Annotated in this window: 16 protein-coding genes; 8 read left to right on the top strand and 8 right to left on the bottom strand. The window is 64.1% G+C overall.

The genetic code is table 11. From position 1 onward, the window contains the following. Positions 1-18: 18 nt before the first annotated feature. Positions 19-531 (bottom strand): G/U mismatch-specific DNA glycosylase, encoded by a 513-nt coding sequence (gene mug, locus NIBR502773_RS27215; protein WP_141157407.1) that lies wholly within the window; start codon positions 529-531, stop codon positions 19-21. Between the two features lie 78 nt (positions 532-609). Here mug and yghU point away from each other — a divergent pair, with 78 nt between their 5' ends. After that, a complete protein-coding gene (gene yghU, locus NIBR502773_RS27220; RefSeq protein WP_027607582.1) occupies positions 610-1446 on the top strand; it encodes a glutathione-dependent disulfide-bond oxidoreductase in 837 nt (278 codons plus the stop codon). A 123-nt stretch (positions 1447-1569) separates the two neighbouring features. Here yghU and NIBR502773_RS27225 read toward each other — a convergent pair whose 3' ends face one another. From NIBR502773_RS27225 to NIBR502773_RS27235, 3 genes are read right to left on the bottom strand one after another with little or no spacing between them, the layout of a single operon-like run. Then, entirely contained in the window at positions 1570-2496 is a 927-nt protein-coding gene (locus NIBR502773_RS27225; protein ID WP_115488550.1) for a sugar ABC transporter substrate-binding protein, read from the bottom strand. Between the two features lie 19 nt (positions 2497-2515). Then, a complete protein-coding gene (locus tag NIBR502773_RS27230) occupies positions 2516-3295 on the bottom strand; it encodes a TIM barrel protein (protein ID WP_027607580.1) in 780 nt (259 codons plus the stop codon). Then, entirely contained in the window at positions 3295-4311 is a 1017-nt protein-coding gene (locus NIBR502773_RS27235) for a Gfo/Idh/MocA family oxidoreductase (protein WP_141157408.1), read from the bottom strand. The genes NIBR502773_RS27230 and NIBR502773_RS27235 overlap by 1 nt, the downstream gene beginning before the upstream one ends. Before the next feature lie 185 nt (positions 4312-4496). Here NIBR502773_RS27235 and NIBR502773_RS27240 point away from each other — a divergent pair, with 185 nt between their 5' ends. Beyond that, positions 4497-6470 (top strand): sigma-54-dependent Fis family transcriptional regulator, encoded by a 1974-nt coding sequence (locus tag NIBR502773_RS27240; protein WP_141157409.1) that lies wholly within the window; start codon positions 4497-4499, stop codon positions 6468-6470. A 342-nt stretch (positions 6471-6812) separates the two neighbouring features. Here the strand turns inward: NIBR502773_RS27240 and NIBR502773_RS27245 are convergent, their stop codons facing one another. Both NIBR502773_RS27245 and NIBR502773_RS27250 read right to left on the bottom strand, forming a co-directional pair. Then, positions 6813-7109, bottom strand: a complete 297-nt coding sequence (locus NIBR502773_RS27245) for a DUF6124 family protein (RefSeq protein WP_053128775.1) — start codon at positions 7107-7109, stop codon at positions 6813-6815. 462 nt (positions 7110-7571) lie between these two features. After that, positions 7572-8621 carry a LacI family DNA-binding transcriptional regulator gene (locus NIBR502773_RS27250; protein ID WP_141157410.1) on the bottom strand — a complete coding sequence of 350 codons (1050 nt, stop codon included), beginning with the start codon at positions 8619-8621 and terminating at the stop codon, positions 7572-7574. Between the two features lie 162 nt (positions 8622-8783). Here NIBR502773_RS27250 and NIBR502773_RS27255 point away from each other — a divergent pair, with 162 nt between their 5' ends. The 5 genes from NIBR502773_RS27255 to NIBR502773_RS27275 are packed head-to-tail and all read left to right on the top strand — an operon-like array spanning position 8784 to position 13261. Continuing rightward, complete coding sequence (locus tag NIBR502773_RS27255; RefSeq protein WP_115488554.1) at positions 8784-9878, top strand: fatty acid desaturase family protein; 1095 nt, start codon at positions 8784-8786, stop codon at positions 9876-9878. Between the two features lie 28 nt (positions 9879-9906). Then, positions 9907-10227, top strand: coding sequence for a MocE family 2Fe-2S type ferredoxin (locus NIBR502773_RS27260; protein ID WP_027607575.1), 321 nt, complete (start codon positions 9907-9909; stop codon positions 10225-10227). Between the two features lie 2 nt (positions 10228-10229). After that, entirely contained in the window at positions 10230-11429 is a 1200-nt protein-coding gene (locus tag NIBR502773_RS27265; protein WP_141157411.1) for an NAD(P)/FAD-dependent oxidoreductase, read from the top strand. Between the two features lies 1 nt (position 11430). Further along, positions 11431-12249 carry a sugar phosphate isomerase/epimerase gene (locus tag NIBR502773_RS27270; RefSeq protein WP_098479788.1) on the top strand — a complete coding sequence of 273 codons (819 nt, stop codon included), beginning with the start codon at positions 11431-11433 and terminating at the stop codon, positions 12247-12249. Between the two features lie 49 nt (positions 12250-12298). Beyond that, positions 12299-13261, top strand: coding sequence for a Dyp-type peroxidase (locus tag NIBR502773_RS27275; protein WP_141157412.1), 963 nt, complete (start codon positions 12299-12301; stop codon positions 13259-13261). Positions 13262-13399: 138 nt separating this feature from the next. On the opposite strand, the gene NIBR502773_RS27280 is transcribed toward NIBR502773_RS27275, so the two are convergent. Further along, positions 13400-14272, bottom strand: a complete 873-nt coding sequence (locus NIBR502773_RS27280; protein ID WP_092359732.1) for an undecaprenyl-diphosphate phosphatase — start codon at positions 14270-14272, stop codon at positions 13400-13402. A 177-nt stretch (positions 14273-14449) separates the two neighbouring features. On the opposite strand from NIBR502773_RS27280, the gene NIBR502773_RS27285 reads away from it, so the two are divergent. After that, on the top strand, positions 14450-14956 hold the full coding sequence (locus NIBR502773_RS27285; RefSeq protein ID WP_141157413.1) for a GNAT family N-acetyltransferase: 507 nt from the start codon (positions 14450-14452) through the stop codon (positions 14954-14956). On the opposite strand, the gene NIBR502773_RS27290 is transcribed toward NIBR502773_RS27285, so the two are convergent. Beyond that, positions 14934-15878: a GlxA family transcriptional regulator gene (locus tag NIBR502773_RS27290; RefSeq protein WP_027607569.1), complete on the bottom strand. Its 945-nt coding sequence runs from the start codon at positions 15876-15878 to the stop codon at positions 14934-14936. The genes NIBR502773_RS27285 and NIBR502773_RS27290 overlap by 23 nt on opposite strands. Positions 15879-16020 lie beyond the last annotated feature (142 nt).

Genomic DNA, 16020 nt, shown 5'->3' on the forward strand with positions numbered 1-16020 from the left:
GGTGACGAGCCCAAGAGATTAAGGGCACTCGGTCGCCCGGCGCAATTGTTGATACGCCTGCACCAGCTGCTCCAGGCTGAACGCCAGGTTGCGTCCGCTGGGATTGGGCAGCACCCACACTGACGCACCGCCCAGCACCTTTGGCTGCAAGCCCCAGGCGATCTCGCGTTGGCCGCTCAACGCGCTGTAGCCGGGCTTGCCCAGGAACGCCACGAAGCGCGGCGCGCAGTGGCGGATCTTGTGTTCGAAGCCCGTCGCGGCCTGGGTGAACTCATGCCGTGCCAATTCGCCCGCGCTGGCCGTGGGACGTTCCACCAACGTGGTCAGGCCGCAGTGGTAGTGCAGCAGCGTACGCCCGTGTTCGGGGCGGATTTCATGGGGCGTGAAGCCGGCCAGGTGCAGGGTGCGCCAGAAGCGGTTGCTGCGGTTGGCGAAATGCAGGCCGAGGGCGGCGGAACCCTTGCCGGGGTTGATGCCGCAGAACACGACCTTCAGGTGATTGGCGAGAATATCTTCAAGTCTGTCGGCCATGTGGGGTATCTGAATGTGAGCCAATCGGTAAGATGCGCTTTGAATTCATCCATCCCAAGCGCCTCAGGAGCAGTGAGCATGACCGATTCATCCAGCTATGTCCCACCCAAGGTCTGGACCTGGGACGCTGAAAGTGGCGGCACCTTCGCCAGCATCAACCGGCCCATCGCCGGCGCCACCCATGAAAAGCAATTGCCGGTCGGCAAGCATCCGCTGCAGCTGTATTCCCTGGCCACGCCCAATGGGCAGAAGGTCACCATCCTGCTCGAGGAACTGCTGGCCCTGGGGCACAGCGGCGCGGAATACGACGCCTGGCTGATCAAGATCGGCGACGGCGACCAGTTCGGCAGCGGCTTTGTCGGGGTCAACCCGAACTCGAAGATCCCGGCCTTGATGGACCATAGCGGCGTCCAGCCGATTCGCGTGTTCGAATCCGGCGCGATCCTGCAGTACCTGGCCGAGAAGTTCGGCGCCTTCTTCCCCACCGAGCCGGCGGCCCGCGCGGAATGCCTGTCGTGGTTGTTCTGGCAGATGGGCAGCGCGCCCTACCTGGGCGGCGGCTTCGGGCATTTCTATGCCTATGCGCCGAGCAAGATGGAATACCCGATCAACCGCTTTGCCATGGAAACCAAGCGCCAACTGGATGTGCTGGACCAGCGCCTGGCCGTGAGCGAATACATCGCCGGGGATGAATACACCATCGCCGATATCGCCATCTGGCCATGGTACGGCGGGTTGGTCAAAGGCCGCTTGTATGGGGCGGCGGAGTTTCTCTCGGTGCACGAGTACAAGCACGTACAGCGCTGGGCGGACGCGATTGAGGCGCGGCCGGCGGTGCAGCGTGGGCGGCGGGTGAATCGGGTGTCGGGCGAGGAACAGTTGCCCGAGCGCCATGATGCAAGTGACCTGGACTGATTGAGATCCAAGTGTGGGAGGGGGATTGCCCCCGATAGCGGTGGATCAGTCACGGATGTATCAACTGACCCACTGCCATTGGGGGCAAGCCCCCTCCCACATTTTGATCGCCTTATCTTCGATTTACTTGTAGCGCTGTTCGAACACTGCCACCTGTTCGGGCTTGATGAGCTCGAACGGCACCCACACCTCGGACTCGATCGACTCGCCCTTGATCATCCTGATCGCCGACTGCACCGCTTGCGTGGCCTGGGCCTTGGGGTCCTGGAATACCGACGCCGTGAGCATGCCGCGCTTGATCGCCGCCAGACCGTCGGGCAAGCCGTCGATGCCGATAATCGCAATCTCGCCCTTGGCCTTGCCCGCCTGTTGCAAGGCCATGGCCGCGCCAATCGCCATTTCATCGTTGTTGGCCACAATCGCATCGAACTGCGTGCCGGCCAGCAGCCAGTTGCTGGTCAGGTCCATGCCCTTGTTGCGTTGCCACTCGGCGCTTTGCTGCTCCACCACCTTGATGCCGGGAAAGTCCTTGAGCACCTGCTTGACGCCTTCGGTGCGGTCATGGGTGGCGTTCTGCGCGAGGTCGCCCATGATGATCGCCACATTGCCTTTGCCGCCGAGCTTTTCCGCGAGGTAGCGCATCTGCAGTTGCCCGGCCTCGATATCGTTGGATGCCACGGTGATCACGCCCTTGGGCAAGGTGCGCTCATCCGGGTGGCGGTTGACGTACACCAGCGGCGTCTTGGCCGCCACGGCGGCGCGGGTCATGTTGGCGGTGGCGGCGGTGTCCACCGGCAGCACGATCACGGCGTCGACTTTCTGGTTCAGAAAACCTTCGACCTGGTTGAGCTGGCGCACCACGTCGCCCTGGGCGTCTTCGAACTGGATCTGCACGTCCTGTTGCTTGGCGGCATTTTCCAGGCCGGTGCGCACGTAGGTCATGAAGTTATCGTCGACCCGCGCGATGCTCACGCCGATGCGATACGCGGCGAAGGTCCATTGGCTGAACAGCAGTAAAAATGCAGCAACAAGCAATGAATAGCGATGCATGAGGGTGTTCCTTTTATTGTTATAGGGTGAACGCTTGACGGAAACGCTCCAGGGCCAACTCGCTGTCGCCGCTGGCCCAGCCTTCGAGGCCGACCACGCCGTTGTAACCCATGGCGTGCAGGGCCCTGGCTATGGCCGGGTAGTGGATTTCGCCGGTGCCGGGCTCCTGGCGTCCGGGCACGTCGGCCACCTGGATTTCACCGATGGCGCTGCCTGCGCGCTGGATCAGCTCGATCAGGTTTCCTTCGCCGATCTGCGCGTGGTACAGGTCCAGGTTCATCTTCAGGTGCGGGCTGCCCACGGCTTCGATCAGTGCCAGGGTGTCGTCGGCGCGGGCGAACGGGGTGCCGGGGTGGTCGACCTCGGTGTTGAGGTTTTCCAGCAGGAACACGCGGCCGGCGTCTTCGCCCAGGCGCGCGATCTTTTCCAGCGCCTTGCACGCGCTCAGCCACATGCGCCCGGTGGTCTGGCCCACGGGCTGCACCGGCAGGCCGCCGTCACCGAGGCCGGTGCCGTGCAGGTTGAGGCTGGGGCAGTTCAGGCGCTCGGCGACGCCGATGGATTCGCGCGCACTGTCGAGCAGTTGGCGGATGCCGTCGGGGTCGGTGAGGGTGCCGCTGATATAGCCGGTCATCGAAGTGAAATCGGCGCCGGTGGCGGCCAGGGCGCTGATGTCTTTATTGGTCCAGTTCCAGATTTCGGCACTGAAACCCAGTGCATGGATGCGCTTCACGCGCTCGACGAAGGGCAGGTCGAGAAACACCATCTCGGCACTGATCGCCAGTTTGAACGGGCTCATCAGCGGGCTCCCTGCACGGCCACGGCCTTGCCGGTCTGGAACGATTCGATACAGGCGCGGGCGATCGCCAGGGCGGCGCGCGCGTCTTTACCACTGGCCATGGGCTTGGCGCCGCTGCGCAGGCAGTCGACAAAGTGGTTGAGTTCGGCGATGTAGGCGTCGCGCAGCAGGTCGGTGTCCATGCGCTGGGTGTCGGCCTGGATGCCCTCGGCCAGGTAGCGCACCAGGTCGGAGTCGTTGAGGCTGCCCATGCTCAGCATGCCTGCGCTGCCGAACACTTCGCCGCGCACGTCGTAGCCATACACCGCCTGGAAGTTGGCCTCGGCGGTGGCGATGGCGCCGTTGTCGAAGCGGATCGCGACCACGGCGGTGTCGAGGAAGCCTTTGCTTTTGTACTCCGGCGCGATCAGTGCGTCGGCCATCACATACACCTGCACCGCTTCGGCACCGGGGTTGAGGTAGCGCAGGGTGTCGAAGTCGTGGATCAGGGTTTCCAGGAAGATCACCCATTGCGGCGAATTGGCCGGGTTGTTGAGTGCCGGGTCGCGGGTCAGCGAGCGCAACAACTGCGGCGTGCCGATGCGGCCGGCCGCCACGTCGAGGTGGGCCGTGCGGAAGCTCTTGGCGAAACGCCGATTGAAACCGACCTGCAGCGGCACGCGCGCATCGGCCGCGGCGGCAATGGCGCGGTCGGCTTCGTCGAGGGTGATGGCCATGGGTTTTTCGCAGAAGATCCCCTTGCCGGCACGGGCGGCGCTGATCACCAGTTCGGCGTGGCTGCGGGCGGGGGCGGCGATGAGGACGCCGTCGATGTCCGGGTCGTCGAGCAGCTGTTGCGGGTCGGTGTAGACCTTGGCTACTCCCAGTTCGGCCGCCAGGCGTGCGGCTTGGCCGGGAGTGGGGTCGGCAATGGCGGCGAGGCTCGCGCCGGGGATGTGTCGCGCAGCGGTCAGGCCGTGGAAGCTGCCCATGCGACCTGCACCGATCAAGCCCAGGCGGATGTTCTGTGTACTCATGAAATAACCCCTTTTTATTGTTGGCCGCAGGGCAGCCCTGGCTGGCAAAGGGGCTGGAGCAAAGGTTATGCCAATTTATAACTATCTGATAATTAAGACTTTATAAAATACAATAAACAAAATGTGTTCATTCTGATGACATGCCTATACTGACATGTCAAAAACATGAACATGGATACTGCCTGATGAGCATGGCGTTCAGCGTACAAGACCTCGACTACCTGACAGCCTTGGGGCCTGCGGCGCTGAACGACGGCCCCGTGGCTGCGCTGGAACAGGCGTGGCGCGCGTGCCTGGCCGGGCAGGTGCAGCGCCCGGCCGAGGTGCGGCAGGTGATCTGGGATTCCTGGCGCCGCAGTGTCGAGGCGGGTATCGACCCGGATGACAGCCAGTACCGCTTTGTGGCGCCCCACGACCTTGCTGCCACCCTGGCCACCCACCGCGTCCTGATCGCCGCCGCTGCGCAGGTCATGCATGGCCTGCTGGCCTATAACCCGCGAGGGCATATCAACCTCACCGACGCCGACGGCACCACCCTGTATTTCTGCGGGCTGGACATCACCCCCGTCGGCAGTCGCCTGCTCGAATCGGTCCAGGGCACCAACTGCACCGGCCTGGCCCTGGCCGAAGACCGCCTGGTGTACGTGCTGGCCGAGGAGAACTTCGGCAGCGGCCTGCGCCAACGCCGCATGCACTGCGCCGCCGCGCCAATCAGGAATGCCCAGGGCCAGACCCTGGCGATGCTGACCCTCACCGCCGAACCCGGCTGGTTTCATTTTCACACCCTCGGCACCGTGCAGGCGGCTGCCGAAGCGGTCTCCCGCCAGATGGCCTTGCAAGCGCTGTTGGAAGAGCAGCAAACCGTGCTCGAAGTGCTTAACGAAGGCCTGGTGGTGCTCGATGAGCGTGGCTGCATCAAGGCGCTCAACCGTTATGCCCGGCAACTGTTCAGGGTGGGGCTGGAGCTGATCGGCAGCCCCTTCCAGCGCCTGGGCCGCAGTGAATTGAGTGACGCCATGCTTTTGCGCGGCGGTGAGCCGGTGCGTGACCTCGATTGCACCTTCCACCTGCACGACCGCAGCCAGCTCGCCTGCCTGGTCTCGGTGTGCCCGCTGGAGCAGGGCGGGGTGATCGTGTCCCTGCGCGAGAACCGCCGCATCCGTGAAATCACCCGGCGCATCATCAGCACCCAGGCGCGCTACACCTTTGACACTATCCAGGGCACGTCGCGGGCGATCCAGGACGCGCTGCACCTGGGACGCATCGCCAGTCGCAGTGAATCCACCACCCTGATCCTCGGCGAAAGCGGCACCGGCAAGGAGCTGTTCGCCCAGGCCATCCACAACGCCAGCGACCGCGCCAACGGCCCGTTCGTGGCGGTCAACTGCGGCGCGATCCCACGGGACCTGGTGCAGAGCGAGCTGTTCGGGCATGTCGAGGGCGCGTTTACCGGCTCGGCCCGGGGCGGGTCGGCGGGCAAGTTTGAACTGGCAGATGGCGGCACCATCTTTCTGGATGAGATCGGCGATATGTCCTTCGACGCTCAGGTCAGCCTGTTGCGTGTGTTGCAGGAAGGCGAGATCACCCGCGTCGGCGCGAAAAGCTCACGGCCCGTGGACGTAAGGATCATCGCCGCTACCCACCGCAACCTCAGCCAGGCAGTGGCCGAAGGGGCGTTCCGTGAAGACCTCTACTACCGACTCAACGTCCTGAACCTGACCGTACCGCCGCTGCGCATGCGCCGTGAAGACATCCCGTTGCTGGCGCGGCACTTCCTCACGCGCTGCGCCCGTTCGCTGCGTAAAGCGGTGCAGGGCTTTGCCCCGGATGCGCTGGAAGTGCTCTCGGCCTACGCCTGGCCAGGCAATGTGCGCGAGCTGGAAAACAGCATCGAACGCGCCACCAACCTGGCGACGGGCGAACTGATCCAGGCAGCCGATCTACCCCTGGAAACCAGACCGCGCGCCACGCTGCGCCACCACGAACCTCAGCCCGCCCAGGACCTGAGCAGCCACGAAATGCACGCCATCGTCGCCGCCCTCAAAAGCACCGGCGGCAACATCCGCCTGGCCGCCCGGCAACTGAACGTATCGCGGGGTGGGCTGTACAACAAGATGAGTCGGTTCGGGCTGAGTGCCGCAGATTTTCGCGGCGCGTAAGGTCGACATGTGGGAGGGGGATTGCCCCCGATAGCCATAGGTATCTACACAACGTTGGCTCAACGCTGAAAGCGCGGCGGATAGGGCTGTCGTGGTGAGCGGGCTTGCCCCGCGCTGGGCTGCGCAGCAGCCCCAAAACCAGCCTCTACAGAGTGTCTGATACACCGCGATCTTCTTGACTGGGGCTGCTGCGCAGCCCAACGCGGGACAAGCCCGCTCGCCACAGGGAGATTTGTCAGGGTCTGAAAAGTTGCGTAGATACCCTTGCCCCGATAGCGGAGTGTCAGTTGACATCTACTTAACTGATCCACCGCCATCGGGGGCAAGCCCCCTCTCACATGTTTAACCGCGTTTTAGGCAGTTGATGGAGCGATCCACAGTGGTTTTGGCAATTTCCAGCAAATGCCACACCGCCAAAATCTTCGCCCGCTCCGGGCTTTCCAGTTGCTCCCCACAATCCAACGCAGTCGCCGACGCACTGTCGAGCAAACTGGCGGTGTAGAGCAGGGCATCTTCAAAGCTCAGGTCTTCGTTGACGGAGTGAAAGCCTTGGGTGGGGAGATAGTGATCGATGGCGCGGTTGAAGGCGGCGCGGTCTTTGGCGGGATCGTGGGGTGGATCGGGTAGGACTTTGTTCATGGTGTAATTCCAACTGGTAGGTAAGGAACCGAACCTTTCGCGACTAAACGTCGGGTGGCGGCTGTACGCAGGTTAGTCGACCGGCCAGTTGAACCCGGCGCACCCGAAGGTGCCCTGCGCACAGCCACCATGAACATGGCGACAGCTTGCGCAAACTGGTAACGGGCGACTAAACCCGATCACTGATGAGCAGTGACGGACCGCAGACTAGCCACCGATTCCAGCAGGCACAAGGCGGCCAGGATTGTCTAGGAAACGTCCTGCAATTAAAAGGGACCGGCCTTGCTGGCCCTTTACAAACCATGACAAAACGCCACCCGCCCACCAATGGAACGCGGTCGATGTGGGAGGGGCGGTGCGACGATTCGACTTGCCCCCGATAGCTGAGTGTCAGTTGACATCTACTTAACTGACCCACCGCTATCGGGGGCAAGCCCCCTCCCACCTTTTGATCTCCATGTATCAGGCACACATGTTCTCCGACGTCACAATCTGCGGCGCGATATGCACCCGATGCCGCTCCGGATCAAACCCCTCGGCACTCTGCAATTCCACCAGCAACTGCACCAGCGCGTTCGCTGTCTGCCTGGGCTGGGAATCCATCACCACATCGATCAACCCCTGGCTCAGCGCCTGGCGTGACAGCGCCGTGGACTCCTGCAAAATGCAGCACAACGCGGGGCGCTTGGGCAGTTGCGCGAGGGCGCTGATGATGCCGTCGCCGCCGCCGCCCACCACGCACAGGCCGCGCAAGTCGGTGTGGCGGGTGAGCAGGTCGAGGGTGGCTTCTTCGGTGATGTCGCAGTTGTCCAGGTTGATCAGTGGCTCCAGCGGTTTGAGGCCGGGGGCGTATTCGGCGAGGTAGCTGTGCAGGCCTTCGACCCGTGCCTGGTGCCCGAGGAAGCGATGGCCGCCGAGCAGGATCCCCACGCTGCCTTTGCGGGCGCCACAGGTGCGGGCGAGCAGCCAACCCATGGTGCGGCCGACCACGTGGTTGTCCTGGCCCACGTAGGGTTCAAGGGCTTGCTCGTGAATATCCGAGAGCAGGGCCACCACCGGCACACCGGCCTCGCGGATCTGCGCCAGGCAGGCGTTGATCAGCGGGTGGGCGAAGCTGACCACGGCGAGGCCATCGCACTGCACGGCCAGTTGTTCGATCTGCGCGACGATGGCGCTGGGTGTGCGGTCGTTGATGTAGTCGAATTGGCAGGTCAGGTTGGCGCTGGCGTGATGCTGCGCCGCCTCGCTGATCGACTGCGCCAGGTGGGCATAGAACGCCTGGGCGGTGCCCAGCAGCAGGATGCCGAAGCGATAGGTCGGCCGGCGTTCGCGTATGCGCTGGCCGATCAACCGTGCAGCAAAATAGCCCACCGCTTCGGCAGCCTGGAACACCTGCTCGGCCGTTTGCGGATTGACTGGCGCGCGCGCATTCAGCACGCGGTCGACGGTGGCCACGCTGAGGCCCGCATGGGCGGCGACGGTGGCGATGGTCGGGCGTTTATTGTTGTTCATGACAGCCCCCTTGAGCGTCTTGATAGAAAACTATCAAGCCCCGCTGGGCCTGGATGATAGCTTGATAGGGAATGGATTCAAGGCCTTGAGGGTGATTTAGCCGCGCTCTATCGTTGGTTTCGCAAAGCACCTGAAACCTCTCGCTTGCGGAGAACAATAACAATGCCTGAACACACCGCTCACACCGCTCGGCGCGACTACAGCCTCACCGGCCCCGAAGCCGCCCGCGCGGCGGAAAAAGGCCTGGTCTCGGCCAGTTGGTACCAATCGCCGATTTCCCGTAAACGCATGAAAGAACTGATGCAACGCCGCGACGGCCCGGCCTTGTTCGACACTGCTATTTGGGCGGCCGCGCTGTTGGCCACCGGCTTCGGCGGCTACTGGTTCTGGGGCACGTGGGCCTGCGTACCGTTCTTCCTCGCCTATGGCGTGCTGTACGGCACCGCATCCAACCCGCGCTGGCACGAAACCGGCCACGGCACCGCGTTCAAGACCCGCTGGATGAACGACGTGCTGTACCAGGTCGCAAGCTTCATGTGCATCTTCGAACCCCACGTGTGGCGCTGGAGCCATGCCCGGCACCACACCGACACCATCGTCGTCGGCCGTGACCCGGAGATCGTCGAGCCACGCCCGCCGAGCCTGCCGATGATGTTTCTCAGCCTGTTCAACCTGCCCCTGGCCTGGAAGACCTTCAGCGGTGTGGCGCGCCATGCCATCGGCCAGATGAGTGCCCAGGAGGCGGACTTCATCCCCGAATCCGAGTGGCCCAAGGTGTTCCGCGCCGCGCGTATCTGGGTCGGCATTTATGCGCTGGTCATCGGCACGGCGTTGTACCTGCACAGCTGGCTGCCGCTGATGCTGGTCGGGCTGCCCAGTATTTACGGCGCCTGGCTCGGCTACGTGTTCGGCCTCACCCAGCATGTGGGCCTGGCCGAAGATGTACTCGACCACCGCAGCAACTGCCGCACCATCTACATGAACCGCGTGCTGCGCTTTATCTACATGGACATGAACTACCACCTTGAGCACCACATGTACCCGATGGTGCCGTACCACGCCTTGGCGCAATTGCACGAAGAGATCCGCAGCGACTGCCCGCCGCCGTACGCCAACCTGTTCGAGGCGTACAGGGAGATCATCCCGACGATCTGGAAGCAGCGCAGCGATCCGACTTACTTCGTCCAGCGTCCCATCCGCCCCAGTGCTGAACCGGCCGCCAGGGCCCCGATGCATGCAGAAGCCACTGCCGGCTGAATCCCACCCAAGAACAAGAGAAAACGCCATGAACGATCAATGGATCGACGTCTGCGCCGTGGGCGAAATAGACGCGGAAGACGTGCTGCGCTTCGACCACGGGGCGCACACCTACGCGGTGTTCCGCTCGGCGGACAATGAGTTTTTCGCCACCGCCGGCCTGTGCACCCACGAGAAAATCCACCTCGCCGACGGCCTGGTGATGGACCATGTGATCGAGTGCCCCAAGCACAACGGGCGCTTCGATTATCGCTCGGGCAAGGCCCTGGGCGCGCCGGTGTGCGTCAACCTCAAGACCTACCCGGTGCGGGTCGAAGCGGGGCGGGTGTTGCTCGCCGTCACGGCTTGATGATGAACGCAGCCCTGATCATCGTCGGCGCCGGCCATGCCGGTGGCCGCGCGGCATTGACCCTGCGTGAAGAAGGCTACAGCGGGCGCCTGATCCTGATCGGCGACGAACCGCACGTGCCCTACGAGCGGCCGCCCCTGTCCAAGGGCCTGTTGCAGGGCAACATGGACCTGGCCGGCTGCAGCCTGTGCGACAGCGCCCGGCTCGCTGAGTTGGGCATCGAACACATCGCCGGTAACCCGGTCCGCGAACTGGACCCGCCGCAACACCGCCTGCAATTGGCTGACGGCCAGTGGCTGTCCTACGCCGGCCTGTTGCTGGCCACCGGCGGCAGGGCGCGACGCTTGCCCCAGGCGCAGGCCAACGTGCTGTACCTGCGCACCCATGATGAAGCGCTGGCGCTGAAATCCGCGTTGCGACCCGGAGCGCGGCTGGTGATTGTCGGCGGCGGGTTTATCGGCCTGGAAGTCGCGGCCACGGCACGGGGCCTGGGCTGCGAGGTGACGGTGCTCGAAGCCGGGCCGCGCTTGGCGGGCCGGGTGCTGGCGCCGGTCATCTCCGAAGCGCTGCTGCAGGTGCATCGCCAACAGGGTGTCGACGTGCGCTTGAATGTGGCGTTGGAGTCGATCCATGCAGAGGCGGTGCAACTGGTGGACGGGCAGTTACTGCCCTGCGACCTGGTGGTGGTCGGCATCGGCATGCAACCGAATATCGAGCTGGCCGTGGCGGCGGGGCTGGAGGTGGGGCAGGGCATTCGCGTCGACGCGCACCTGCGCACCAGCGCGCCGGACATCTACGCGGCAGGTGACGTGTGCGAGTTTCGCCTCGGCGGCGAGTACCAGCGCCAGGAAACCTGGCGCAATGCCGAGGCCCAAGGGCGGCATGCCGCACTGAACATGCTCGGGCGTGATGAGCCGTTCGAAGCGCTGCCCGGCTTCTGGTCCGACCAGTACGACTGGGGCTTGCAGACCGTGGGCGTGATCACGCCGCTGACCGTCAGCCGTGCCTTGCCGGGCGCGGGTCTGTTGCTGTTCTACCTCGACGCCGACCAGCACTTGCAAGGCGCCTGCGGCTGGGGCCCCGGCAACAGCGTGGCCAAGGACATCAAGCTGTGCGAACGCCTGATCAGCGCGCGCATCGCCCTGAACGCGGCCAGCCTGGCCGACCCTGACGTGTCCCTCAAACACCTGCTGCGAGGCTGATATGCGCCAATTCCTGGTATTCCAATCCCTCTGGGCGATGCACACCGAGCCCGGCCCCCTGGAGGCCCAACTCGACCGCATCAAGGCCGCCGGTTTCGACGGCATTACCGATCACTACTGGCAGGCCGCTGATGTCGCGCGCCTGCACGCCGCCGCCACGGCGCGGGGCCTGCAGATCGAAGGCCAGTTGTTCCCGCAAAGCGTCGACGACCTGGCGGCGGCACTGGATGTGATCAGCCGCCACGGCTGCCACCACCTCACCCTGCAAGCCGATGTGCGCCCGCGCACCCAAACCGAAGCCGCCCGCTTGATCGAAGGCTGGCAGCGCCTGGCCGAGCAGGTGGATTTTCCGGTGCTGCTGGAAACCCACCGCTATCGCCTCACCAGCGACCTGCTGTTCACCCTTGACCTGCTGGCGCAGATGCCCGATTTGAAGCTGCTGGCCGACCTGTCTCACTACGTGGTCGGCCGCGAGCTGCCCGAGCCCGGCGCCGCCGAAGACGACGAGCAGATCCGCACGATCCTGCGCCACAGCTGGGGCTTTCATGGCCGTGTGGCCAGCAGCGAACAGGTGCAGGTGTCGCTGGCGTTCCCCCAGCACCAGGCCTGGGTGCAGCGCTTTACCGCGTGGTGGCGTTACGGGATCGAAGACTGGCTGGCCCGCCCCGAGACCCCGCACAGCCTGTCCTTCACCTGCGAACTGGGCCCGCCGCCCTATGCCATTACCGGTGCCGATGGGCGTGAAATCAGTGACCGCTGGGCCGAGGCGTTGCAGCTCAAGGCGTTGATTCGCGACGTGTGGCAGGCGTGCCGGAAATGATCTGCTAACCTGCGCGGGTTCACTCCCGCCCTTAGCCTGGATTTGCCCCATGCCGACTTCCTCCGTTCAGCCGCCTCTTGAACCGCAGTCCGTCTGCCACCCGATCACCAGCAGCGCGATCTTTATGGTCGCCACCATCGCCCCCGGCAGTGAAGACGGCGTGCGCGCCTGGTGCGCAGACATCGCCGGGCTGGTGCGTTCGGTGGGCAAGCGCGTGCCGGCGGGCAACCTCACCTGCGTCTGCGGCTTTGGTTCGGATGCCTGGGACCGCTTGTTCGGCACGCCGCGCCCGGCGGCGTTGCACCCGTTTCGGGAGTTCGGTGTAGAAGGGCGCATGGCGGTGTCGACGCCCGGCGACATCCTCCTGCATATCCGCGCCGAGCAGATGGACCTGTGCTTTGAACTCGCCACCCAGCTGATGACAGCGCTGGGCGATAGCGTGAAGGTGGTGGATGAAGTCCAGGGTTTCCGCTACTTCGACATGCGCAGCATCATCGGCTTTGTCGACGGCACCGAGAACCCGGTGGGGCGCAAGGCCGTGGGCTTCACCATCGTCGGCGACGAAGACCCCGAATTCGAAGGCGGCAGCTACGTGCTGGTGCAGAAGTACCTGCACAACATGACCGCCTGGAACGGCCTGACGGTGGAAGCGCAGGAGAAGGTGATCGGGCGTACCAAGCTGTCGGATATCGAGTTAGGCGAAGACGCCAAGCCGAGCAATGCCCACAGCGCCCTGACCGTGATCACCGACGAGAACGGCGAAGAAGTGAAAATCCTGCGCGACAACATGCCCTTCGGCCGCCCCGGTGCCGGGGAGTTCGGCACCTACTTCATCGGCTACGCACGCTCGCCGCAGCCGCTGGAGCAGATGCTGGAAAACATGTTCGTCGGCCGCCCGGCAGGCAACTACGACCGCTTGCTCGACTTCAGCACGGCGGTCACCGGCGGGTTGTTTTTCGTGCCATCGGCCGACCTGCTCGAAGCACTGGCGGAGCGTACGGGCGGGCTGTAAAGCAAAGCAGTTCAAATGTGGGAGGGGGCTTGCTCCCGATGGCGGTGGGTCAGTTAAAGATGCATTAACTGACACGCCCTCATCGGGGCAAGCCCCCTCCCACATGAGATTGATGCCGGGTTGAGACGGGGTGTTATATCAACCCAGCAACCCGGTGCTGACGGCCACAATCAGGAACACCCCCAGCAGCGCGCGGTAGATCACAAACGGCCAGGTGGAGAACCGCTCGAGGAACTTCATCAGGCCCCAGATCGCGAAGAACGCCGAGACGCTGGCCACCACCAGCCCGAACAACAAATGCGGCCAGGCATGGGCGGGCATATCGGCATGCAGCAGCACCCACAGCTCCTTCAAACCGGCGAGGGCGATGGCGGGCAGGCCCAGCAGGAAGGAAAAGCGCGCGGCTTCTTCGCGTTTGAAGTTGAGGAACAGGGCCGCGGTGAGGGTCGAGCCGGAACGCGATACGCCCGGAATCAACGCGCCGATCTGCGCGACCCCGACGATCAGCGCATCCCGCAGACGCATCTGGCTGACCTCGCGGGTATGCCGGGCACGCAGCTCGGCCGCCGCCAGCAGCACCGCCATTACCACGCAGGAAATACCGATCACCAGCAGCCCGCGCAACGGCGAATTGCAGGCGTTCAGGGTCGACGACAAGGCCAGGCCGGCGATCCCGATCGGAATGGTCGCCAACACAATCGCCACCGCGAGCTTGAACCATGGATCGTTGTAGTCGCCCCGGCGCACCGCGCCGATGCTGCCCGTGGTCACTTGGCGCACATCGCGCCAGAAGTAACTGACCACCGCCGCCAGTGCCGCCAGCTGCATGGCCGCCGAAAACGCCGAGCCGGGGTCTTGCCAGCCGAGCAGGGCGGGCACCACACGCATATGGGCGGTGGAGGAGACCGGCAACAATTCGGTAATGCCCTGGATCACGCCCAGGATAAAGATCTGCAGGTAATCCAGGGAGGCGAAGCCCACATCCAGGCCGGCGGTACAGACGTTGGTCAAAGTGCGTGTCCTTGAAAAAGTGGCGAGCCGGCGGAGTTTATTCGAAATGTTTCAGCGCTTCGGCAGGGCTCGCCGCTATTTGCAATCGGTTCAGCAAGTAGAAAGGTTCGCGGCGCTATTGGACTGCGCCGAGGTTTTGTGAACAATGGCGCCCTGCGTTTTTTGACCGAGAGCCCCATGCCTGAAACCACCGTGGAATTGATCCAGACCGGCCCCGAAGAAGCCGAGCTGATCCGCAATCTCTACCAGTACTACGCCTATGAATCGTCGGACTGGGAGCAGGAAGATGTCGAGGCGGACGGCCGTTTCTACATCCATGACCAGCACCTGAACCGCTACTGGCAAGACCCGCACTGGAGCGCCAACCTGTTGCTGGTGGACGGTTATATCGCCGGCTTCCTGCTGATCGAGGGCAGCGAGTTGCCGGGTGTCGACGCCCTGGAACTGGCCGACCTGTTTATCCTCAAGCGTTATCGTCGCAAAGGCATCGGCCGCGCCATCGCCACCCAGGTGTTGTGCAGCGGCGAGGCGGATTGGCTGGTGCGGTTTTATGACCAGGACGAAGTGTCCCAGGCGTTCTGGCGTACGGTGCTGGATAACCTGCCGCGCCCGGTGCAGGCCCTTGAACTGGCGGATGACCCGCAGTTGATGAGTTACCTGGTTACGCGGGCGGTGTTGCATTAAAGGTGTGCTGCATCGCCTGGGGCGGCTGCCCGAACGCCCTTAGAAACGCCTGGCGCATGCGCTCGCGATCACCGAAACCTGTTTCGCGGGCCACCACTTCCACCGGGTGACGGCTGGTTTCCATCATCGCCCGTGCGGCTTCCACCCGCAGGGATTCGATGGCCTTGGCCGGCGTCTGCCCGGTTTCTTCGCGAAATACCCGGCTGAACTGGCGCGGGCTCAGCCGGGCCACCTCGGCCAGGGCGTCCACCGACAGGTCATGGGTGAGGTTTTCGCGGGCGTAGGCCAGGGCCAGTTGCACACGGTCGGACTTGGGGTCCAGCTCCAACAGTGCAGACAACTGCGATTGCTCGCTGCCCCGACGCTGGGCGATCACCAGCTTGCGCGCAATGCGCCGGGCGAGGTCGCTGCCCAGGTCGTTCTCCACCATGGCCAGCGCCATGTCCACCCCGGCACTCATGCCGGCGCCGGTCCATACCTGGCCGTCGACGATAAACAGCTTGTCTTCTTCCAGGCGGATGTCCGGGTAGCGCTTGCGAAAGGCCGGCGCGTGGATCCAGTGGGTGGTGGTGCGTTTGCCGTCGAGCAAACCGGCCTCGGCCAGCACGAAGATGCCCATGCACAGCGAGGCGACACGCCGCGATTGAGCCGAGGCAGCCTTGACCAGTGCCAGCAGGTTGGCCTCCGGCAGGCGAAACTCCAGGTAACCGCTGACGATCAGCGTGTCATAGCCTTGGGGCCGCAGGGGCGAGGTGTTCACCGAAAAGCCCTGGGACGTCATCACCGCGCCGCCGCTTTCCGACACCAGGTGAAACTCATAGGCAGGCTCTCCGCGCAGCAGGTTCGCGCACTCGAACACCGAGCCCAGGCTGAGGCTCAGGGATTGGAAGTTCGGGTAAACCATCAGCGCAACGCTGTGCATCGCATGTCTCCAGGGGCGTGGGAGGGTGGATTGTCGGCGGCTGCCGGGAAAACGGCAACCGACTTCGGGTCATGTCCGGAATCCTTGCGCATATGACATTGTGAGGGGTTGGCGCGGCCCCTAACATTCCCTCAACGAACTA

This window comes from Pseudomonas sp. NIBRBAC000502773 (assembly GCF_006517195.1).
Lineage (GTDB): Bacteria > Pseudomonadota > Gammaproteobacteria > Pseudomonadales > Pseudomonadaceae > Aquipseudomonas > Aquipseudomonas marginalis.